Origin of the sequence: Chryseobacterium sp. CCNWLW53, assembly GCF_037083525.1 — a bacterium.
In the GTDB taxonomy this organism is placed as follows: Bacteria; Bacteroidota; Bacteroidia; order Flavobacteriales; family Weeksellaceae; genus Chryseobacterium; species Chryseobacterium lathyri.
This window is the reverse complement of the sequence record NZ_JBAOJR010000001.1, coordinates 885,131-905,473: the sequence shown is the minus strand read 5'-3', so window position 1 is coordinate 905,473 and position 20,343 is coordinate 885,131. Positions and strand designations below refer to the sequence as shown.

Annotated in this window: 13 protein-coding genes and 1 riboswitch; of the genes, 2 read left to right on the top strand and 11 right to left on the bottom strand. The window is 39.0% G+C overall.

All coding sequences use genetic code 11. The features are described from left to right. Window positions 1-58: 58 nt before the first annotated feature. The 5 genes from prfA to V6R96_RS04230 all read right to left on the bottom strand — a co-directional run bounded on the left by prfA (window position 59) and on the right by V6R96_RS04230 (window position 10,421). On the bottom strand, window positions 59-1,144 hold the full coding sequence (gene prfA, locus V6R96_RS04250) for a peptide chain release factor 1 (protein ID WP_111958425.1): 1,086 nt from the start codon (window positions 1,142-1,144) through the stop codon (window positions 59-61). 135 nt (window positions 1,145-1,279) lie between these two features. Further along, a complete protein-coding gene (locus tag V6R96_RS04245; RefSeq protein ID WP_336378098.1) occupies window positions 1,280-2,575 on the bottom strand; it encodes an amino acid permease in 1,296 nt (431 codons plus the stop codon). Window positions 2,576-2,582: 7 nt separating this feature from the next. Next, window positions 2,583-5,003: a TonB-dependent receptor gene (locus V6R96_RS04240; RefSeq protein ID WP_336378097.1), complete on the bottom strand. Its 2,421-nt coding sequence runs from the start codon at window positions 5,001-5,003 to the stop codon at window positions 2,583-2,585. A gap of 97 nt (window positions 5,004-5,100) precedes the next feature. Next, window positions 5,101-5,209, bottom strand: a riboswitch (SAM riboswitch). Window positions 5,210-5,311: 102 nt separating this feature from the next. Continuing rightward, window positions 5,312-8,146 (bottom strand): alpha-amylase family glycosyl hydrolase, encoded by a 2,835-nt coding sequence (locus V6R96_RS04235; RefSeq protein WP_336378096.1) that lies wholly within the window; start codon window positions 8,144-8,146, stop codon window positions 5,312-5,314. 196 nt (window positions 8,147-8,342) lie between these two features. Then, complete coding sequence (locus V6R96_RS04230; RefSeq protein ID WP_336378095.1) at window positions 8,343-10,421, bottom strand: T9SS type A sorting domain-containing protein; 2,079 nt, start codon at window positions 10,419-10,421, stop codon at window positions 8,343-8,345. Window positions 10,422-10,570: 149 nt separating this feature from the next. Between V6R96_RS04230 and V6R96_RS04225 the strand changes: the two genes are divergently transcribed. Beyond that, window positions 10,571-11,440: an AraC family transcriptional regulator gene (locus V6R96_RS04225; RefSeq protein WP_336378094.1), complete on the top strand. Its 870-nt coding sequence runs from the start codon at window positions 10,571-10,573 to the stop codon at window positions 11,438-11,440. A 95-nt stretch (window positions 11,441-11,535) separates the two neighbouring features. On the opposite strand, the gene V6R96_RS04220 is transcribed toward V6R96_RS04225, so the two are convergent. Next, complete coding sequence (locus tag V6R96_RS04220; protein WP_174772309.1) at window positions 11,536-11,820, bottom strand: hypothetical protein; 285 nt, start codon at window positions 11,818-11,820, stop codon at window positions 11,536-11,538. A gap of 91 nt (window positions 11,821-11,911) precedes the next feature. Further along, a complete protein-coding gene (locus V6R96_RS04215; protein WP_336378093.1) occupies window positions 11,912-13,519 on the bottom strand; it encodes a fumarate hydratase in 1,608 nt (535 codons plus the stop codon). Between the two features lie 136 nt (window positions 13,520-13,655). Here V6R96_RS04215 and fumC point away from each other — a divergent pair, with 136 nt between their 5' ends. Next, window positions 13,656-15,050, top strand: coding sequence for a class II fumarate hydratase (gene fumC, locus V6R96_RS04210; protein WP_336378092.1), 1,395 nt, complete (start codon window positions 13,656-13,658; stop codon window positions 15,048-15,050). Between the two features lie 394 nt (window positions 15,051-15,444). On the opposite strand, the gene V6R96_RS04205 is transcribed toward fumC, so the two are convergent. The 4 genes from V6R96_RS04205 to V6R96_RS04190 all read right to left on the bottom strand — a co-directional run bounded on the left by V6R96_RS04205 (window position 15,445) and on the right by V6R96_RS04190 (window position 20,311). After that, window positions 15,445-16,170, bottom strand: a complete 726-nt coding sequence (locus tag V6R96_RS04205; RefSeq protein WP_223557771.1) for an ABC transporter ATP-binding protein — start codon at window positions 16,168-16,170, stop codon at window positions 15,445-15,447. 2 nt (window positions 16,171-16,172) lie between these two features. Next, window positions 16,173-17,639 (bottom strand): DUF5687 family protein, encoded by a 1,467-nt coding sequence (locus tag V6R96_RS04200; RefSeq protein ID WP_336378091.1) that lies wholly within the window; start codon window positions 17,637-17,639, stop codon window positions 16,173-16,175. 48 nt (window positions 17,640-17,687) lie between these two features. Further along, on the bottom strand, window positions 17,688-19,337 hold the full coding sequence (locus V6R96_RS04195) for a DNA repair protein RecN (RefSeq protein ID WP_336378090.1): 1,650 nt from the start codon (window positions 19,335-19,337) through the stop codon (window positions 17,688-17,690). Between the two features lie 71 nt (window positions 19,338-19,408). Next, on the bottom strand, window positions 19,409-20,311 hold the full coding sequence (locus tag V6R96_RS04190) for a DUF4835 family protein (RefSeq protein WP_111953645.1): 903 nt from the start codon (window positions 20,309-20,311) through the stop codon (window positions 19,409-19,411). Between the last annotated feature and the right edge of the window lie 32 nt (window positions 20,312-20,343).

Sequence of the window (20,343 nt, the reverse complement as noted above, 5' to 3'; positions counted from 1 at the left end):
ATGAATATACAGCAAAAAAAAGCTCCTGGATTTCAAGAGCCTGATTTATAATTTATTTTTAATAATTTTCTTCTTCTCCCTTCATCTTCTCTGCATTTTCCGCCATGATGACTGCATCTATCATTTCAGAAATATCTCCGTTCATATAAGCATCGAGGTTATACATAGATTTATTGATTCTATGATCTGTCACTCTCCCCTGAGGATAGTTGTAAGTTTTAATCTTTGCGGAACGGTCTCCTGTAGAAACCATTGTTTTTCTCTGTGCAGCAATATCTCCCTGAACTTCCTGAAGTTTAATATCATATAGTTTTGCACGAAGCATTTCCATTGCGAGCTCACGGTTTGCCAGCTGAGAACGGGCCTGCTGACATACTACCACTAAACCTGAAGGCTTGTGAGTAAGCTGTACCTTGGTTTCTACTTTGTTAACGTTTTGTCCACCGGCACCTCCTGAACGGGATGTCTGCATTTCGATATCTGCAGGATTGATCTCCACATCCACTTCTTCAGCTTCCGGAAGCACTGCAATGGTGATGGCAGAAGTATGAACTCTTCCCTGAGATTCAGTTTCGGGAACACGCTGTACACGGTGAACTCCGGACTCGAATTTCATGATTCCGTAAACACCTTCCCCTTCTACTTTCATGATGAGTTCTTTGTAGCCTTTTGCTGCTTCGTTAGAATCCGTCACTTCATGTCTCCATCCTTTTGTTTTGAAGTACATGCTATACATTCTGTAGATGTCTTCCACAAAAATGGCCGCTTCATCACCTCCTGTTCCGGCACGTAATTCTACTATGATGTTTTTATCATCTGCAGGATCTTTAGGAATCAAAAGAACTTTTAATTCTTCTTCCAGGCCGGGTATTTTAGCCTGAGCTTCCATTTTTTCCTCTTTCGCAAGGTCTACAAGATCTCTGTCTGAACCGTCGGCGATGATCTCATCAGATTCTTCAATCGTATCCAGGGCACCTTTATACTGGTCGTAAACTTTTACAATCTTTCCTAAATCACTGTATTCTTTATTCAGAGAAGAATATTTTTTTTGATCTGAAATGATATCAGGCTGTATAATAAGGTCGGCAACCTCATTATATCTTTGTTTAATAGCTTCTAGTTTTGGAATTAATGATTTAGACATTCTGCAATTTTTGAGAGTGCAAAGATAAGAATTTATTAATTCAAATTAAAATTCCTTTGACCTGCCAGATTCACATAATTTTTTGAATCATTAGGATTTATGGTGTTTTTTAGAATAAACAGAATATTTACCCTGTCAAGGTTTTTTAAAAAATTTCCTGTCAATGATATATAAAATCAGTCCAAAGGCTACAATTCCAAGTCCTATAATGCTTTCTTTAGGATTATGGATGAGTGTAAAGTAGAGGATATACATACTGAAAAGCAGAAAAACTGCTGGAAAAATGTAAAATATATTGGATTTAAATATTTTCCGCTGGTTTTTTTTAAGAAAGAAAACCGTCGAAATAGAAAGGCTGGCAAACAGCTGAAGAATAAAAGCGGTATACACAAAGATCTCTTTAAAACTTCCTGTCAGAATGATCACTGAAGCAATCACTGCATGAGCAAAAATAGCCCTCACGGGAATTCCTTTTTTATTATTGACAGCAAGTGATCTCCACAAATGGTTTTCTTTCGCAAAAGCCTGTGTAAGTCTTGAACCTACCCATAAATAGCCACTGATGGTAGCAATCAGCTGTAAGGCAATAAAAACATTGACGATTTTCCCAAAACCGCTGCCCAGCATATTCCCTGCGGCTTCCCCCATGACATCTTCTTTCCCTGCCAACTGGCTTACAGGTGCATGTTTCAGCATGATAAAATTGACCAGCAGATAACTTACTGTGACAAAAACAGTTCCCACAATTAAAGCTTTAGGAAGATTTCTCTGAACGTCTTTTATTTCTCCTGCAATGTAAGAAGCAGAATTCCAGCCGGTATAGGAATAGGTAACAAAAACCAGGGATGTAGCAAAAGCTGGAAGCATAATCTCGTTCTGCCAGCTGTCAGTGAATTTCAGGCTGTTTCCTATCTCAGATCCTGAAAGCACAACGCCAAGAATCACCAGTATAATGATAAAAGCAATTTTGATAAAGGTAAAAAAATTATGAAACCTGCTTGATGTTTTAAGGCTGAACGATAAGCTCGCTGCCACAAGAAAAATGAAGCCTATGGCAAAGCCGTTTCCAAAAGTATAATTAAACGCTGAAAGGTATTTGGACATTGCAAGCGCAGCCAAAGCAACTGGTGCAGAAAACCCGATGATCAGAGAGATCCAGCTCACCAGATAGCCAAATACCGGATGATAGGTTTCTTTAAGATAAATATAATCTCCGCCGTTTCCTTTAAAATAAGATCCCAGCTCGGCATAGCAAAACGCTCCGAACAGGGCTAGGATTCCGCCGATGATCCACAACAGGAAAATACTGTAGGTGTTGGTAATATCAGACAGCTGAAAGCCTAACGTGGTGAATATTCCTGTCCCTATCATATTGGAGACAACAATTGCGGCAGCCGTTTTCCAGCCGATCTGATGTGTAGCAGTACTCATTTAGCAGTTAAAAATTAAAATTAAGTCTTCCGAAGAAATAACTCCCCAGCGTTCCCATCTGGACCGGCGCATATTTAAACACTCCATAGTATGAATTTTCATAGATCTGAAGGTCCGGAAACACATCAAAGGCATTATTGGCTCCTATGGTAAGATTAATATTTTTCGTTATATCATAGCCTACACTCACATCTGTAACCACTTTAGGAGAGAACTTCTGAACTTTTCCAAATGGGTAGCCATCTCTTATGACCTGGCCAAAATACGTATTTCTCACCATAAAATTGAATTTTCCAATTGCATAATTCAATCCTAAGGAAGCTTTTGTCTTAGGAGAAAGTGTTTCGATGATATTGATCTGGTCCGGTCCGAAATATTCATCCTGTGAAGGCACAAGGTTTTCAGGAAAATGGAAATCTGTGATCTTGGTTTCTGTATAATTTCCTGCCAGATTGATATTTAAATTTCCTCCACCCAGTTTCCAATCATAAGTGATAACAACATCTACTCCCTTTGTTTCTGTGTCTACTGCATTAGCAAAGAATCTTCCGCTTTCTACGTCGTACTGGGCCAGTCTCGGATCTTCGATATTACTGGTGATCACTATTCGGTCTTTTACTCTGATCCAATATCCGTCAACTGTTACAAACAGCCTGTTGGCAGGTTTCAGGGTAAGGCCTGCACTGGCATTGACTGATGTTTCTTGTTTTAATTGATCAAATCCAAGCGCTCTGGCTGCATCACTGTCATTCCTGAAAATCCCTTTGGTGACAATTCCCGATCCTGAAGTGGAGATGTCGGCATAGGAATTATTAAAATACTGCTGCTGAAGCGATGGAGCCCTGAAGCCAGTTCCTACTGATGCCCGTATTGCATAATCTTTTACAAATTCATATCTCACGGCCAGTTTTCCATTCAGCGTATTTCCAAAATCCGAATAATTTTCAAATCTTCCTGCCAGATCTATGTTCAATTTTTTAGCGATATCATAAGAAACATCAGCATATACGGCTGTTGAATTCCTGGATTTCTTTAAAGCATTGTCCGGAGAAAAACCGATAAATGATTGTGAGCCGCCATTCCCCTCCACGGTAGATCCGGGAACCGCAGGATTTCCATTGATATCATACCGGGTGTAGGAAGCTTCATCTCCCGGTTTGATCTCGTACTGCTCAAAACGGAATTCTCCCCCAAATGCTATATTAAACTGATTCAGATTTTTAGAAACATCAAGATTCACCGTATTCTGAAGAAAGCTGTGCGCTCCTGCATAAAAGCTCGTTGGAGATTTCGCCCCTAAAGATGCATTATTGGTATTGTCTACATTATAATTGAAAGTATTGCTTCCGAAAGTATTACTTACATCAAGCAACCAGTTGTTAACATTATATTTTGCCCCTACAGCATAAGAAAAGTCGTAAACCTGCGAGTTCAAAGAGGCCTGAAATCCGTTTGGATAGATAGAAGAAACTACATTATCTTTTTCTCCGGGAAGCCTTCTGAAACCGAAGCCTTTTCCTTCTTTAATGCTGAAACCTCCAAAGGAATACAGCTTAAAGCTTTCACTTAAAGGGTATTCAGAATTAAAAAACAACTGGGCCTGCCTGATTTGTGCATCCCCGATTTGAAAATTAAAGTCATCCCTGGTGAGGCCTCGTTCTCTAATAATCTGATCATCAGCAGCTCTGGCCGCGATAGGATCATTAGCAAATTCATAGGCAAAATTATCTCCGAAAATGTCCAGATCATGATTTTGAGTTCTTGTGGTCTTTCCTCTGTGGCTCAATTGCAATGAAAGGTTTATATAACTTTCCTTTTTCCCAAGAGAAGATCCGTAATTGATTCCGGCCTGATAGGTTTCACCATCATTTCTTCCGCTAATTCCATAGGATGCTGAAGCTGATGCTCCTATATCTTTCTTAAGAATAATATTAACTACTCCTGCAATGGCATCAGAACCATATTGTGCAGCTGCCCCGTCTCTTAACACTTCTATCCTGTCAATAGCGATTACCGGAATTGTACTGAGATCTGTTCCTACAGAGCCATTTCCAACGGTATTCTGATAATTGACCAGTGAAGTGGTGTGTCTTCTTTTCCCATTGATGAGTACCAAAACCTGATCCGGCCCCATTCCTCTTAGGCTTACAGGATCAATATGTTCTGTCCCGTCAGATGCTGACTGCCTTACAGAATTAAATGATGGAATCACATAATTCAGCAGATCCTGAACCGTAGTCTGTGGTGCAGATTTCTGCAGCTTTTCTATATTGATAACATCTACGGGAACCGGTGTTTCCAGTTTTGTCCTTTTCGTATTGCGGTTTCCTACGATAATTATATCTTCGATCTGATTTCCTTTTTCCTGTTCCTGTGCGTTCACCAAAACAGCTCCCAGGAGTATAACAGACAGGCTTAACTTTTTCATCTTTGTCCTTATAAATTAATCATAAATATTCCCCACGGACCTCATCCGCAGCTATAAAAGACTTCAAGAAATGGAATTGTTGTCAGAATATTGACTTTTCTCATCTTCCCCAAACTGGGTTGGAATTAGCACCTTTACACTTTTTAGAGTCGTGCAGGTTGCTAAGGTTTCATAGGGCCAAATCCCTCCACCTTTCTTGATAAATCTACTGCAAAAGTAGACTAATATTTTTAATTGGCAAAAATTAGATTTATATATTCTGTAGTGTTTTATAAAAAAGAGGGACGATGTTTATCGTCCCTCTTTTGTTATTTAATAATCATCTTCTGAATGGCAGTGCCTGTTTCAGACCGTAGATGAACCAAATAGGTCCCCGGCGGGTAATTCGCTTTCAATTCATAAGTTCCGTTTTCGGTATTTAATTTAATGGAATCCAATTTTTTACCGCTCATGTCAAAAATAACAATCTCTCCGTTTTTGGCTTTGTGATATATTAATTTTGCCACACCGTTTTTCACAGGATTATCTGCAATCTGAAGCGAGAGTTTATTCGCAGCATTTACATCAGATGCTGACAGTGCCCCTGCGTAATTTCCAAAAATTCTGAACTCTCCCGGTTGTAAGGTAATAGGAGCTGTTGTAGAAGCAATATTAGAAACAGAGTTATCCATCAGGTTCTGCCACTGCCCTGTATAAGGGAAGTAAGGAACAACATTTTGAGCGGCAGTGGTATAATTCGCCAAAACTACCACATTCTTCATTCCCGCTATTGAATTGTCATATACATAAATTCTGGTGATCAGGCCTTCAGGATCGTTGGTAAGATTGTTAGACTCTACAGTATATGTTTTGGATTTGAAAACCGGATAGGTATTTCTGATATTGATAATTTTAGCCCAAGTATCATACACTGCTTTTCTGTTGGCGTTGGTATCATATCCTAAAGTAAAGGCAACAGGCTTTTCATCAATTCTGCATCCATCATTGATGGTACCATCTGCGCATCGGTTGATACTGAATTCATATCCCAACTCTCCAAACTGCCAGATCATTTTCGGACCAGGAATGGTAAAGAATGTTGCTCCGAAAGTTTTCATTCTTTCAAGAGCAGTGTTCAGATTGGTAACGTTGTAATTTCCATTAACCGCACCATACGCAAGGTTTTTAAACATTAATCTTTCTTCATCGTGACTTTCCCCATATCCTACAGCATGCATATTGGTAAACCCATGAAGACTGTGGTTCATTCTGTCATAGTTACTGTTTTCCTTATAGCCCATTGTATTTTGGTTGTAAGGCTCAGTCTGCTTATTCCAAAGCATTATCCCTTTTCCTTCGGCAATTCTATAGTTGGCCCACTGTTGCTCTTCTGCATCGGTTCCCAAATGTTCGAAGATCATATAGGAATTCGGATCAATACCCCACTGTTTATCAGCATAATATTTAAGAACATCTACCCTGTCTTGCTGATATGCATTAGTACAGGCTTCATCATTTGCAGAACAGTTTTGGGTAAACCCTTTTGTCAGGTCCCAACGGAATCCATCAATTTTATATTCAGTCAGCCATTGCTGTAAAGTCCTTTCGACATAATATTTAGTTGCTGCACTTGAATGGTTGAAATCATGGAAAACATTATAAGAATGCTTTGGCACCTGATTGAAGTAAGGATTATTGGCTGCAACATCACCATAGCCATCACCATCCGGATCAATATTCCAGAGTCTTACCAATGGGGACCGCCCCGTTGCATGGTTAAAAGCAACATCCAGAATTATTGCAATCCCATTTTGATGGCAGATGTCTACAAATTCTTTGAATTTTTCCGGAGTGCCATAGGCCTTATCTAAAGCATAATGAAAAGACGGATTATATCCCCATGAAAGATTACCATCAAACTCCATAATAGGAAGAAGCTCAATAGCATTGATATTTAGGTTCTTTAAATATGTTATCTTGTTGATTAGTGACTGCCAATTTTTTTCCTGAGTAAAATCTCTTAGCAACAGTTCATACACAACCAGATTTTCTTTACTGGGCCTCTGAAAGTTCATAACCTGCCAATTGTAAGGTGCCTGGCCTGTTTTAAACATTGAAACTTCAAAATCCTGACCTACCGGAAATGCAGGCAGATTTGGATAAGTAGATGCCGAAATCCACTGATCATCATAAGAAGACAAGATCTGCGGTGAATAAGGATCCGCTATTTTTCTCAGATCATTCGTTCTGTACTGGAAAGTATATAACTGTTGTGGAGTCAATCCGGTCAGTTCAATCCAGTAAAGATCAGGATTTGCAGTATCCCGCTTCATTAAATAAGTGTCATTCACAGTCCAGTTATTAAAACTTCCGATGACATGAACAAAGTTTTTATAAGGTGCATAAAGAGCAAGACCTACTTTTGTATTGTCTGTAGGATTATAATTGATTCCCTGTCTGATCCAAGCCGGAATTGCTTCAGAAATGACATTTCTTGGGACCTGCAATATGAATGTAGCATTCTTAGTATTTGAATTGGCTGTTGCAATCAGTTCCATATTGGCATCCTGAGTCACCGTATAGTTATAACTATACGACTGTGAAGGAGTTGAAGTAGAATTTACTACTGCTCCGTTTGCTTTTAGCTGAAATGTTGAGGCAACATTGGTGGACGCCGTAATATTGACTGAATTTCCTGCCGGAACTGTAGTCAGACTATTCGCAGCCGGATTGGTTAAGTTCAAATTTAAGATCCCTACATTGACAAATATATCGGGAGAGGTTTGGTGAGCTCCGGTTTTATCTTTTAATAAAAACCCGAACCTTCCGATTCCCGTTCTTCCATAAAAAGCAGTAGGAGTAAAGGTTAGAGAATATGTGTCTGTCCCTGAATTGTAAGTGAGCTTATTCAGCTCATTAGAATTATTCCAGCTGCCGTTTGTAGGACAGTCCTGGCTGTTCTGATAGTTAGTGTCCAAGGACCAGGACCAGATATAAATGGCATTATTTGAAACACCCCAGGCTGCTTCATCAATCTGATCTCCCGGAACGGTTAAAGTAATAGCATCCGTTTCATTAAATGGATTCGGGGCAATCGTGTAGTTGATCTGCCCAAAAACAAAGGCTGCAACAAACAGATAAATAAGGGAATAAAATTTCTTCATTTTTTATTTTTTTATCGAATATAGGATTTATTTTTCTTTAAGTTCTTCATTTTTTTATTCACATAAAAAGACCCGTGAGTTTTTTCACAGGTCTTTGCAGGAAAAGTAATTGTAATGAACTATTTTTAAAATAAAATAAACTAATCATGATATTCCACAACAAAAGGCTTTGCTGATCAATCAAACGGAACAGGACCTAGTTTTTAATAATTTTCTTAGAAAAAATATGGCCGTTCTTTAATTTTAATTCCACGATATAAATTCCATCCGGAAGTCCGTTCATATGGATTTGATTATTAACAAGCTGTACATTATTAAGTCTTTGCCCTGTCATATTGGTCACATTTACACTTTCAATCAGTGAATCTGTTTTGATATTAAGGATCCCGTTTGTCGGGTTAGGATACATTCCCACTGTTTCAATATTTCTTATGATATCAGATGTTCCAAGAGCAGAAGCAGTTTTTATACATCTTACCGCAGAACCCTGTCCCCTCATCGCCCCTGAAGAAGGATTGGCAATGGTAGAGCCTATATATAAGTATTTCCCCCCTGAATTTGATGTATCCGAGCTCCAGAAATACCCTCTCTGTCCTGCAAACGTAAGTGCCCCGTTGGAAGAACTTCTGTAACCGGACGCAGGAAGTTTCAGGTGACTGTTGTAAGCTGTGCCGGGATTGGCAATATTTTCTGCATTCACAATACCTGTCCATTCTGCCTGCGATGGCATTTTCCAGCCTGTTCCTACAGCCCGGCAAGGATCTGCCCCTACATGCTTGGATACATTTGCAGGATCTGAAGCACTCCATTTATCGGTAGCCTCAAAGGTTCCCCACCATGAAGGTGAACCAATGATAAAAGCACTCAAACCAGCTAATCCGTCCGGTGAATTGGGAGATACCGGAGCCGCTGTTGCTGAATTTCTAAGCTGATGTCCGTCATCCCATCTTCCCCATTGGAAAAGGTCTCCATAGGAACTCTCGTCACCCATGGCAGAGGCAATCTGAGAGCTTCCCAGGTTTTGCTGCAGCCATATATTTCCGTCACCACCTCTTACAGTTGCATAGGTAACCTGCTGTCCACGGTAAGTAAAAGTAACACAGCCCGTATCTCCAGCATTGCTGCCCGGGTCTGTATTGGTACAGCCAGGCGGAACACCGTCTAACGGAATTCTTTTCACTTTAGTAACATCTTCCGTGTAAGCCAGCACCAAATAATTATTTGCTCTGTCTATGGCCAGGTCGTTATATCTTGCCTCTCCGTCAGAAATAAAATTCCCGCCTAAAGTCACCCAATTTTGGATAGCAGCATCAAATTTATACACTGTATTTCTTAACAGATCATCATTTTCAAAACGGCTGGCAACCACATAAGGCTGTCCGGACTGGGTCACCGCTATAGCTACGTGCTGTACCTTCCCACCGGAAAAATTAGCCTGTCCAAGCTGTACCCATGCATTTCCTTCAAATTTCTTAACGTTCAGTTTCTGCCCGTTAGCCGAACTGGAAACATAAGCTACATACAGATTATTATTTCCATCTATAGCAATATCTGAGGTATACTGTTCTGAGGAAGAAGCGGCATCTACAATACTTCCTCCAACCAGGCTCCATGCATCCGTAGCCGCTGCTGAAGTATTATTCTGATACACCCTTACACCTCCGGATATACTGCAGGTGTATACTTTTTGATCAGATCCTATAACCATTTCTGCAAATGTAGCCCCATTGGAAAATCCTGTATTTCCTACCTGTTCCCAGGCTCCGTTTATATAACGCTGTACTGTTCCTGAATTCTGACCTCCAAATGTAAAAAGTATGTTAGATGGAGAAACTGCAGAAGCATGATAGTTAGCTGCTGATGTTGTAACGTTGGGAAGCGATGACCATACAGTTCCGTTAAACTGCTGTGCTGCAATTCCTGAACCCGGATAACCAATCTGACTGGTATAAAAAACATTCCCGGAACTGTCTAATGACAGGGAGTTAAATGTTGCCGTTCCTTCTGTAATTCCTGGAGATCCTCCTACATATGACCATGAAGTTCCATTGAATTTCTGTACAGAGCCTTTAGCGACAGAAGTGTCATAATAAGAAAGGTAATAATTCCCTGTCTGGTCTACGGTCAGGTTATTATAACTGCTTCCAGCTGCTGAAACTCCCGCTGCACTTCCTACATCTTCCCATTGTTGGGCATATAGATAACTTCCTGCGATGGTCAGCAATGCTAAACCGGTGCCTATTTTACGCATCGCAAAATGTAAATTTTGAAACATATTTAATATTATTTTTAATTATTCTAAATTTAATTTAATTTTGTGCAAAATTACCTTTCATTCTTAACCCTGAGTTATCATTTCCAAACTTTTTGTTATCTGATGTTAGGCTTTGTTTCAAAAAATTATACATCCCTAAATCATTGTGTATGAAGAATTCCTCCAGAAACGGATTGCTTTTCACTTCCGACCATATCAAGATGATCATGCAGGAAGAGCATCAGCCTAAGAAGTTTTCAAGATTACATATGATTGAGAGTAAGGCGAGCTTCAGTCTTCTCTTTCTGCTAAGCCCCAATATCAGATTAGAAGCGAATGACTGTGAAACAAAATTCATGTTCAGAAAAAACCAGTATATCCTCCACTATTCTTCTCAGGAAAGCACAGCCGAACTTTGGACAGAAAGCCAGGAAACTATCAAATATTTCCAGATACAGATCAATTACCAGCATATCTTTAACCTTATCGATCCCGAATCGAGCAGAGAAAATGCGGAAATTCTGGAAAATATGATCCGGAACAATTATATTTTTCTCCACAAGAAAACTCCTCCCTACATGACTGTAGAAATGCACATGATTTTAAATGAGCTGATCAGCTATTCAAAGAAAGGAATGATACAGAGGTTATTTGTCGAGGCAAAGATTATTAAACTCCTCATCCTTATTTTTGAGCAATTCAATGAAAAAAACAATACCCGGGAAGAGCCTGGCATTTCTTTTACCGTCAAAAAGTTCATCGATGAGAATTATCACAAAAATATAAAAGCAGAAGACATCGGAAAGCTGACGGGTATCAGCCATAATAAGATCAGGAAAGAATTTAAACATCAGTATGATATGACCGTGACGGATTATATTTCGGAACTGAGAATGCTCAAGGCAAAGAAAATGATCATCGACAAAGACATTATGATTAAGGAAATCGCTATTGAATGTGGTTATGAGTATGTCCAGAATTTTACCCGTGCATTTAAGAAAAAATTCGGAGTTTCCCCGGAAAAGCTGAGAAACGGGTAATAAAAAAACCGCCTAAACAATTAAGCGGTTTATATATGTTGTTTTGCTTTGATATTACTTTTTCAGAATTCAGGTGAAAAAGCAATGACAATCAATTAATGATGATGTCCGTGATCATGGATGAAAGGTCCGTTCCCTTTAGGGTTGCTGAAGATTACTTCTACACCTTCCTGCTCATTTACCTGTTTTCTTCTGATATCTTCAGGGTCGAAAGGTTTTACTTTTCCGAAATATTCTTTCAGACCTTCAGTTAACCACATTGGGATTACCAATCCGAAGAACATGAAGATACACCAGAATCCTACTAAGAACATAATTATAAAGAATACAGTCCATAGGAACTGGTAAAACGGCCAAAATGCTGATAAAATAGTTATCATTCTCTAAGATTTTAGGCAAAAATAGGACTTTTTTGTTTTGTACACAAAAGATAGAAGCCCTATTTTATAATTTATTTTGATTTTAAACTAATTAGTGGGCAAGATCTGCGAAGAAATCATTGCCTTTATCGTCTGTAATGATGAATGCCGGGAAATCTTTTACTTCAATTTTTCTTACGGCTTCCATCCCCAGTTCCGGGAAGTCTACAACGTCTACAGACACAATATTGTCTTTGGCAAGGATCGCTGCAGGTCCTCCGATGGATCCCAGATAAAATCCTCCATATTTACCACAGGCATTGGTAACATCCTTACTTCTGTTTCCTTTGGCCAGCATGATCATACTTCCGCCGTGGCTCTGGAACTCATCAACGTATACATCCATTCTTCCTGCTGTCGTAGGCCCGAAGCTTCCTGAAGCCATTCCTTCCGGAGTTTTTGCCGGTCCTGCATAATAGATCGGATGATTTTTGAAATATTCCGGCATCGGTTTTCCGCTATCGATGATCTCTTTGATCTTTGCGTGGGCAATATCTCTTGCTACAATTAACGTTCCGTTCAACTTCAATCTTGTTTTGATCGGGTATTTGGACAGTTCGGCAAGAATTTCCGGCATTGGTTTATTTAGGTTAATCTCAACAGCCTCTTCCAGGTGTGGAGGTGTATCCGGTAAAAATCTTTTCGGATCCTGTTCAAGCTGTTCAAGGAAAATACCCTCTTTTGTAATTTTTCCTTTGATATTTCTGTCTGCTGAACATGAAACTCCCATTCCGACCGGACAAGAAGCAGCATGACGAGGAAGTCTGATTACTCTTACATCATGGGTAAGGTATTTCCCTCCAAACTGCGCTCCGATAGCACTTTCCTGACAGATTTTCTGAACTTTAGCTTCCCATTCAAGGTCTCTGAAGGCCTGTCCTGCTTCGTTTCCTTCTGTCGGAAGATGATCGTAATATTTTGCCGATGCTTTTTTCACGGCAGCCAGATTCGCTTCAGCAGAAGTTCCTCCAATAACCAGCGCCAGGTGATAAGGCGGGCATGCCGCTGTACCCAGATCTGAAATTCTTTCTTTAACGAATTCTTCAAGAGATTTTTCGTTCAGTAATGATTTGGTTTTTTGATAAAGGAATGTTTTGTTGGCAGAACCTCCTCCTTTCGTTAAAAATAAAAATTCGTAGTAATCTCCTTTTTTAGCATAGATATCAATCTGTGCAGGAAGATTTGACCCTGAATTTTTTTCGTCAAACATCGTCAAAGGGACTACCTGGGAATATCTCAGGTTTCTTTTCTGATAAGTATTGTAAATTCCTTTGCTTAAATATTCTCCGTCATCAACCCCTGTATAAACATTTTCTCCTTTTTTCCCCATTACAATAGCCGTACCTGTATCCTGGCATGAAGGAAGAGCTCCTTCAACGGCAACCGCAGCATTCTGCAACAGGTTATAGGCAACGAATCTATCGTTATCAGTAGCCTCCGGATCGTCGATGATTCTTCTCAGACTTTCAAGATGTGAAGAGCGAAGCATAAAAGAAACATCTGCCATTGCTTCTTCAGCCAGAAGTTCAAGACCCTTAGGATCAATGGTCAAAATCTCTCTTTCTCCTAATTTTTCAACCTTTACGTAATCTGATGTAAGCTTTTTATACACCGTATCGTCTTTCTGGATCGGATACGGATCCTGATATCTAAAATCCATTCAATTTTTGTTTGTGCAAAAATACGGCATCCTCAAAAAAGCATGAGTAAAATCAGTCATCTGTATTGATATTTATAATGATTATAAATTGCGTGATTCTGCGTTTATAATTAACTTTATAAAAATTTCAATCACAATGAATTACAGAATCGAAAAGGATACTATGGGAGAGGTTCAGGTGCCTGCAGATAAGTTTTGGGGAGCACAGACTGAACGTTCAAGGAATAATTTTAAGATAGGACCTGAAGGTTCTATGCCCCACGAAATCATTGAAGCTTTTGCTTATTTAAAGAAAGCAGCAGCTTACACCAATACTGATCTTGGCGTTCTTTCTGCAGAGAAAAGAGATATGATTGCTAAGGTATGCGACGAAATCCTGGAAGGAAAGCTGAATGATCAGTTTCCATTGGTGATCTGGCAGACGGGCTCGGGAACGCAATCGAATATGAACGTTAATGAAGTGGTTTCAAACAGGGCTCATGTTAACAATGGAGGAACTTTAGGCGACAAATCCGAAATTCATCCGAATGATGATGTGAATAAATCACAGTCTTCCAATGACACTTATCCTACAGCCATGCATATTGCCGCTTATAAGAAAGTGGTGGAGGTAACCATTCCTGCTGTTGAAAAATTAAAGAATACACTTGCTGCAAAAGCAGAAGCTTTTAAAGATATTGTAAAAATCGGCAGAACGCATCTTATGGATGCTACTCCGCTTACTCTGGGACAGGAATTTTCAGGATACAGAGCTCAGCTTGAATTTGGATTAAGAGCTTTAAAAAATACACTTCCCCACCTTTCTGAACTTGCTTTGGGCGGCACCGCAGTAGGTACAGGGCTTAACACTCCAAACGGTTATGATATAAAAGTAGCTGAATATATCGCGAAATTTACGAACCATCCTTTTGTTACGGCTGAAAATAAATTTGAAGCGCTGGCCGCTCATGATGCGATTGTGGAATCTCACGGCGCACTAAAACAACTGGCTGTTTCTTTATTCAAGATTGCCCAGGATATCAGGTTATTAGCGTCAGGACCACGTTCAGGAATCGGGGAAATTCATATTCCGGAAAATGAACCGGGATCTTCTATTATGCCTGGAAAAGTAAATCCTACACAGAATGAAGCAATGACTATGGTTTGTGCCCAGGTTTTAGGAAATGATACTACGATTTCGTTTGCAGGAACGCAAGGGAATTATGAACTTAATGTTTTCAAACCTGTTATGGCCTACAATTTCCTTCAGTCTGCCCAATTGATTGCAGATGCATGTATCTCATTCAATGATCATTGTGCGGAAGGTATTGAACCCAACCATGAGAGAATTAAAGAACTGGTAGACAAATCATTGATGCTTGTTACTGCTTTAAACACCCACATCGGTTACGAAAATGCAGCAAAAATTGCAAAAACAGCCCATAAAAATGGCACTACTCTAAAAGAAGAAGCTGTAAACCTTGGCTTTTTAACGGCTGAGCAGTTTGACGAATGGGTGAAGCCGGAAGATATGGTGGGAAGCCTGAAATAAATTTTTAGAATTATAGATTAAATGTAGAAAAGCCTCAGGAATCCTGAGGCTTTTAATTTGTATAAAATACTGATATTCAAAATTTTAAATCTATTTCAATTATATAATTTCATATATTAGTGATATAATATAAAAACTAATCTTATGAAAAATTTAAAAAAATTCAGCAGAGAAAGCCTGTAACAGGTATTTGGAGGTGCGGTTATTCCGCGCTGTCCTACAAACTGGTATCTTGTTCAGTACAATGGCTATTATGCATGCTGCAGTATTCCCACGGACAATCCTTGCCAGGGGTTGTGCATGGTGCATGTAGATATGTGTGCAATTCCGATAGAGGAAGATCCTATTTAAAATAATTGATGGAATGGCCGGGAAAATTTTCTCGGCCTTTTTATTATAAACTAACTGCTGAAGGCACTGAAACCTGATCTGCAAAATACTGTTCAAGATCCTTTAACGTTTCCGGATTGGTCTTTATATCTTTTACAAGCTGTCCTTTATTCACAACAACGATTCTGTTACAGACTTCTGTGGTATGGGAAAGATCATGGCTCGAGATCAGAAAAGTTACACCATCCTGCTTTGAAAGTTCTTTGATCAGATTTTTCAGTTTGATCTGGGTGGAAGGATCCAGGTTCGCAAAAGGTTCATCAAGGATAATGATCTCCGGATTTCCGATGACAGCTCCTACTATTCCTACTTTTTTCTGATTTCCTTTTGACAGATCACGGACGTATTTTCCTGAATTAAGAATCTCACCATTGAAAAAATCGTGAAATGGCTTTAAAAACTCATCAATGGAGGCTTTATTCTGGCCTCTCAGTTCTCCGATAAAATAAAAATATTCTTCCGGTGTCAGATAGCCAATCAGGAAAGTATCATCTACAAAAGCAGAAACTTTGTTTTTCCAGGCTTCAGATTCATTCACCTTGATATCATCAATACTTACGAAGCCTGTAGTAGGCTGAATCAGATCAAGCATAAGACTGAAAAGAGTGGTTTTTCCGGCTCCGTTGTTTCCTACCAGTCCAAAGGTTTCACCGTTAGGGATTTCAAGATGCTCAATATTAAGAACTGTGGCAGTTCCGTAAGTCTTGGATAAATTATTGATAGTAATCATAGTTAATCTTTGTTTTTAAATGCGTCTAGTGTACTGTATTTTTCGCGTTTATATTGTTTGACGATGATATCGAATATTTTTTCTCTGAGGAAGAATCCTGCAAGTCCAAAAACTGCGATGCTTACAACTCCAGCCGTAATTCCAAAGAAATATTTTGAAAGGGCAAAAACACCCATTGGAAGCAGCATTTTCGGAATTAATAAGAGCATGGATTTCAGATTAAAGCTGTTTTTCTGTCCTATTCTTTTTTCTTTTGAATTCAGATCAATTTGGGTTTTATTAAATGCCCCGGACCAAAGGGTAAGCTGGGAATTCACTCCGATATTATAAAGTCCTGCTGCCAAAAATGTGATATAAACTTCCCAACCGAAATAAGCATAAAATAATGCAACAATGATTGAAGCTGCCGTCACAATATTGATCAGCCACCATTTTGCCTTGAGATATTCTTTGTAAGGAACATTCAGCGTCATCATCAATGGATAGTAAGAACTGTCGAATGCAGGAACCCGCTGCCCGAAGAGAAACTGAAAGCCTCCTGTTACAAACAGTCCCATAAACATCATCATGGCAGGCGTCTTATAAATCACAGAGGTATACATCAGCAATCCGTAAAAAAGAAAGAAAAAACTTCCGATCAGAATTCCTTTGGTGACTTTATTCCGTCTCAGCATTTTAATATCATTGTTGATAAAGGTTCCGATAACGCCATATTTGTTTAGAAAAGCAATATTTTCCGTTTTCCCAAACTGTTTTTTAGCTTCAAGCCCCTGATCCAAATAAAATTCTTTCCGGACGTAATTAAAGCATATTTTCCAAAGACTGAAAAACAGCATAACCGGAATTACAATCATATAAGGATTCTTGTAGAAACTGTAAACAAATCTCTCTGAGTAAGAAAGCACAGGGACTATATTATAATACCCAAGCCCAGCCACCGCAGCAAATAGAAGCCCTATGATAATTGCTACTATTTCCTTATCATTAAACAGAATATTAATGAAATTATTAAGGTAAAACAAAAAAGAAATCCCGATTAACCAGGCCAAAATACCCGTCACACTGTATCCATTGAACAGTGCAATAAGGGAAAATGTAATAAAGAATAAAGAATTCAGCCAGCTTAATGCCGAAAGAAAGGTTTTCACAAGCATATAATTGACCAGTGTATTCTTGGGAATATTCTGGGTCAGAAACGGTTTGATATTCTGGGTAGACATTTCCTGCCAGATGTATTTCAGAATGAGGTCCAGTGCCCAGGCAACCACTACAAGTTTTGAAATCGCTTTTAAAGGATCTTGGTGCATTTCGTCCCGCACATAGAAGAATGCGGCAAAAGCACCTCCTGCCAGGCACGCCATAAAGTAGAGGATTCCTATAAAACGAAGGATCTTCATGGCAAGATTCACCCCTACAGAAGTACCACGGAAAAAGCTCTTGATTTCGAGCCTGAGGAACTTTAGAAACATATTTAGTTTTTTTACATTAGTCAGTATAATGTAAAATATGTTACAATTTTAGCCAATAAGTTCTTTAGCCTGTGCCAGTGCGGCCTCAGTAATTTTGCTCCCGGAAAGAAGCTGAGCAATCTCGTTCAGCTTTTCCTCGTCATCCAGAGGAATGATGGTGGATTGTGTTTTACCGGAAATATCACGTTTAACCACTTTGTAGTTATTATTTCCTTTGGCTGCAACTTGTGCAAGGTGAGAAATAACAATAAGCTGCATGTCTGTGGCCATTTCCCGCATCAGGTTTCCAATCTCTTCTGCTACTTTCCCGGAAACTCCCGTATCTATTTCATCCAGAATTAGGGTTGGAAGCTCGTCGCTTTCGGCAATGATTTTCTTCACTGCAAGCATGACCCTGGACCTTTCACCGCCGGAAATAGCCGTCTGAATTGGTTTTAAAGGGAAGCCTGAGTTAGCTTGAAACAGCAACTGTATATTTTCTTTCCCGAATGCATTAAATTCAGGGGTATCCTGAAGCTCAATGTCAACTCGGGCTTTTTCAAGACCTAATTTTTTAAGAAGACCTTCTGCTTTTTTGACAAAGACAGGAATAGATTTTTTTCTGTTTTTTGAAAGTTTTTCGGCCAGAGACTGAAGTGTTTTTTCTTTTTTGGAAATACTTTCTTCAATTTCCAAAATTTTATCTTCAAGTTCTGAAGCACCTTTCTGTTCCCCTGCAAGCTGGTCTCTGAGTTCTTTCAATTCATTGATATCAGAAACGCTATGCTTTAGAAACTGGGCATTGATTTTATTATTAAGATCAACAAGGATAGCAAGATTGGCTGGATTGATTTCTATTCTTTCCGATTCATTTTCAAGTTCGGAAATAATATCTTTTAGCTCCACAAAAGAAGTTTCCAGTCTTTCATCAAGTTCTGAAAAACTGCCTGAAACTTCTGATATTTTTGATAGTTTATTTTTAGCTTCGTTGAAGAAAGAAAGGATCCCGACTTCTTCCTGGTGAAACCTTGAAAGAATCTGGACCAGGTTTTCAGAGATCATTTCGGCATTCTCCTGGATGGAAAGCTGGTTCTGAAGGTCTTCATAGTCTATATCGTCCAGTTTAAGTTCCTCCAGTTCGTTTAAGAGAAACTCTTTATAATCGCTTTCTTTCCTGTTTTCAGAAAGCTGGGCCTGAAATTTTTTAAGCTGTATTTTTAAACTCTGAAAATCTGAAAATTCATTCTGATATTCTTCAATAGCTTTTTTATTTTCAGAAAGGCCGTCAATAATTTTAAACTGGTATTCTGAGGTAAAAAGGTTTGAGGTTTCAAACTGCGAGTGGATATCAATCAGTTTTGAAGATAATTCTTTAAGTACATCAAGGGTTACCGGTACATCATTGATAAATGCTCTGGATTTTCCGGAAGGAAGAATTTCCCTTCGGATGATGGTCTGATGCTCATAATCGAGATCATTTTCAATAAAGAATTTTTTGAACTGGTTATTTAAATCAAATTCAGTTTCTACAATACTTTTCTCTTCTGATTTGGAAATAGATTTTACGTCTGCCCTTTCGCCCAGGATAAGCCTTAAGGCACCTAAAATAATAGATTTTCCTGCTCCGGTCTCACCGGTGATGACCTGTAAACCGTTATGCAATGATACTTCAAGAGTATCAATCAAGGCAAAATTTTTAATATAAATTCTCGAAAGCATGGATAATAGCTGATTACTTTAAGTAATGCAAATATAGAATTAAGTATTCAAAAACTTAAAACGAAGGATCTTTATTTCCACTTACTCCACTTATTCTCCGAATATTTAGGTGTGAAAATCATCATCAGCTGTTTAAGATCATTCATAACAAGTCCTCCATTATTTCCTGAATTGAAAATATTGAAGATCTCATCACTTTTATTATCAAGAAACAGATTGAAGTAATAGGATTGCTGGAAAGAGTTTTCATACCTTTTCAGCTGCATAAGGGCGTCAAAAATCACTTTTTTCGCAGCGGTCTGATCCTGGTTGAACAGATTATCCAAACCTGCTCTGTGATAGGTATACATCGTGGAACGCAATTGATTCCAGTTCGGGTTGATAATTTCATTGATGAGGATGGTACGGCTTCTTGGCTCATTGATGACATTCCAGCCTTCATAGTTTCTGTTCTGAGAGTTCTGGGCAATCTGCTGGGCTTTTGCAAACCATGGTGTTCCGCCCATAGACTGGAAGCTGTCTGCGTCATAACCTAAAATGACGTACACATAAAAGCTGATCACATCAATAAGGTTTTTTCCTGAGAACTGTCTTTCATTGAATACAAGATTTTCGTTTTCAATATATTCAAAGGCAAATCTCTGGTCCTGAAGGTTAATCAGCGGAGACTCATAGCTGGTACTGAATACGGGGCGCACAGCCTGAATCACAATGCTTCCCTTGAAACGGTTTCCGTCTCTTTCAGCAATAACAACTGCAAAATTACATTTGATCTTTTCGAAATTCTGAAGTTTTTTCCCCGTCCAGCTGGTATTATTGATGAAGTCTCTAAGACTTTTCTCCAAGGCTTTATAGGCCTGCTGGTTACTTCCTCCCAGTTGCTGGGAGTTGATCTGTACGGTCGCAAGCAATTCCTGGGAAAAACTCAGGTTATATATAAAAAGCAGCAAAAATAGGCTTATGATTTTTTTCATTATCTATTAAAAATTGAGAACGGAAATTTATT

Coding starts and splice junctions, on each gene's coding strand:
- V6R96_RS04215 (WP_336378093.1), bottom strand. CDS start 13,519: ATGGATTTTAGATATCAGGATCCGTATCCGATCCAGAAAGACGATACG.
- V6R96_RS04205 (WP_223557771.1), bottom strand. CDS start 16,170: ATGATTACTATCAATAATTTATCCAAGACTTACGGAACTGCCACAGTT.
- prfA (WP_111958425.1), bottom strand. CDS start 1,144: ATGTCTAAATCATTAATTCCAAAACTAGAAGCTATTAAACAAAGATAT.
- V6R96_RS04190 (WP_111953645.1), bottom strand. CDS start 20,311: ATGAAAAAAATCATAAGCCTATTTTTGCTGCTTTTTATATATAACCTG.
- fumC (WP_336378092.1), top strand. CDS start 13,656: ATGAATTACAGAATCGAAAAGGATACTATGGGAGAGGTTCAGGTGCCT.
- V6R96_RS04240 (WP_336378097.1), bottom strand. CDS start 5,003: ATGAAAAAGTTAAGCCTGTCTGTTATACTCCTGGGAGCTGTTTTGGTG.
- V6R96_RS04220 (WP_174772309.1), bottom strand. CDS start 11,820: ATGATAACTATTTTATCAGCATTTTGGCCGTTTTACCAGTTCCTATGG.
- V6R96_RS04200 (WP_336378091.1), bottom strand. CDS start 17,639: ATGTTTCTAAAGTTCCTCAGGCTCGAAATCAAGAGCTTTTTCCGTGGT.
- V6R96_RS04230 (WP_336378095.1), bottom strand. CDS start 10,421: ATGTTTCAAAATTTACATTTTGCGATGCGTAAAATAGGCACCGGTTTA.
- V6R96_RS04235 (WP_336378096.1), bottom strand. CDS start 8,146: ATGAAGAAATTTTATTCCCTTATTTATCTGTTTGTTGCAGCCTTTGTT.
- V6R96_RS04245 (WP_336378098.1), bottom strand. CDS start 2,575: ATGAGTACTGCTACACATCAGATCGGCTGGAAAACGGCTGCCGCAATT.
- V6R96_RS04225 (WP_336378094.1), top strand. CDS start 10,571: ATGAAGAATTCCTCCAGAAACGGATTGCTTTTCACTTCCGACCATATC.
- V6R96_RS04195 (WP_336378090.1), bottom strand. CDS start 19,337: ATGCTTTCGAGAATTTATATTAAAAATTTTGCCTTGATTGATACTCTT.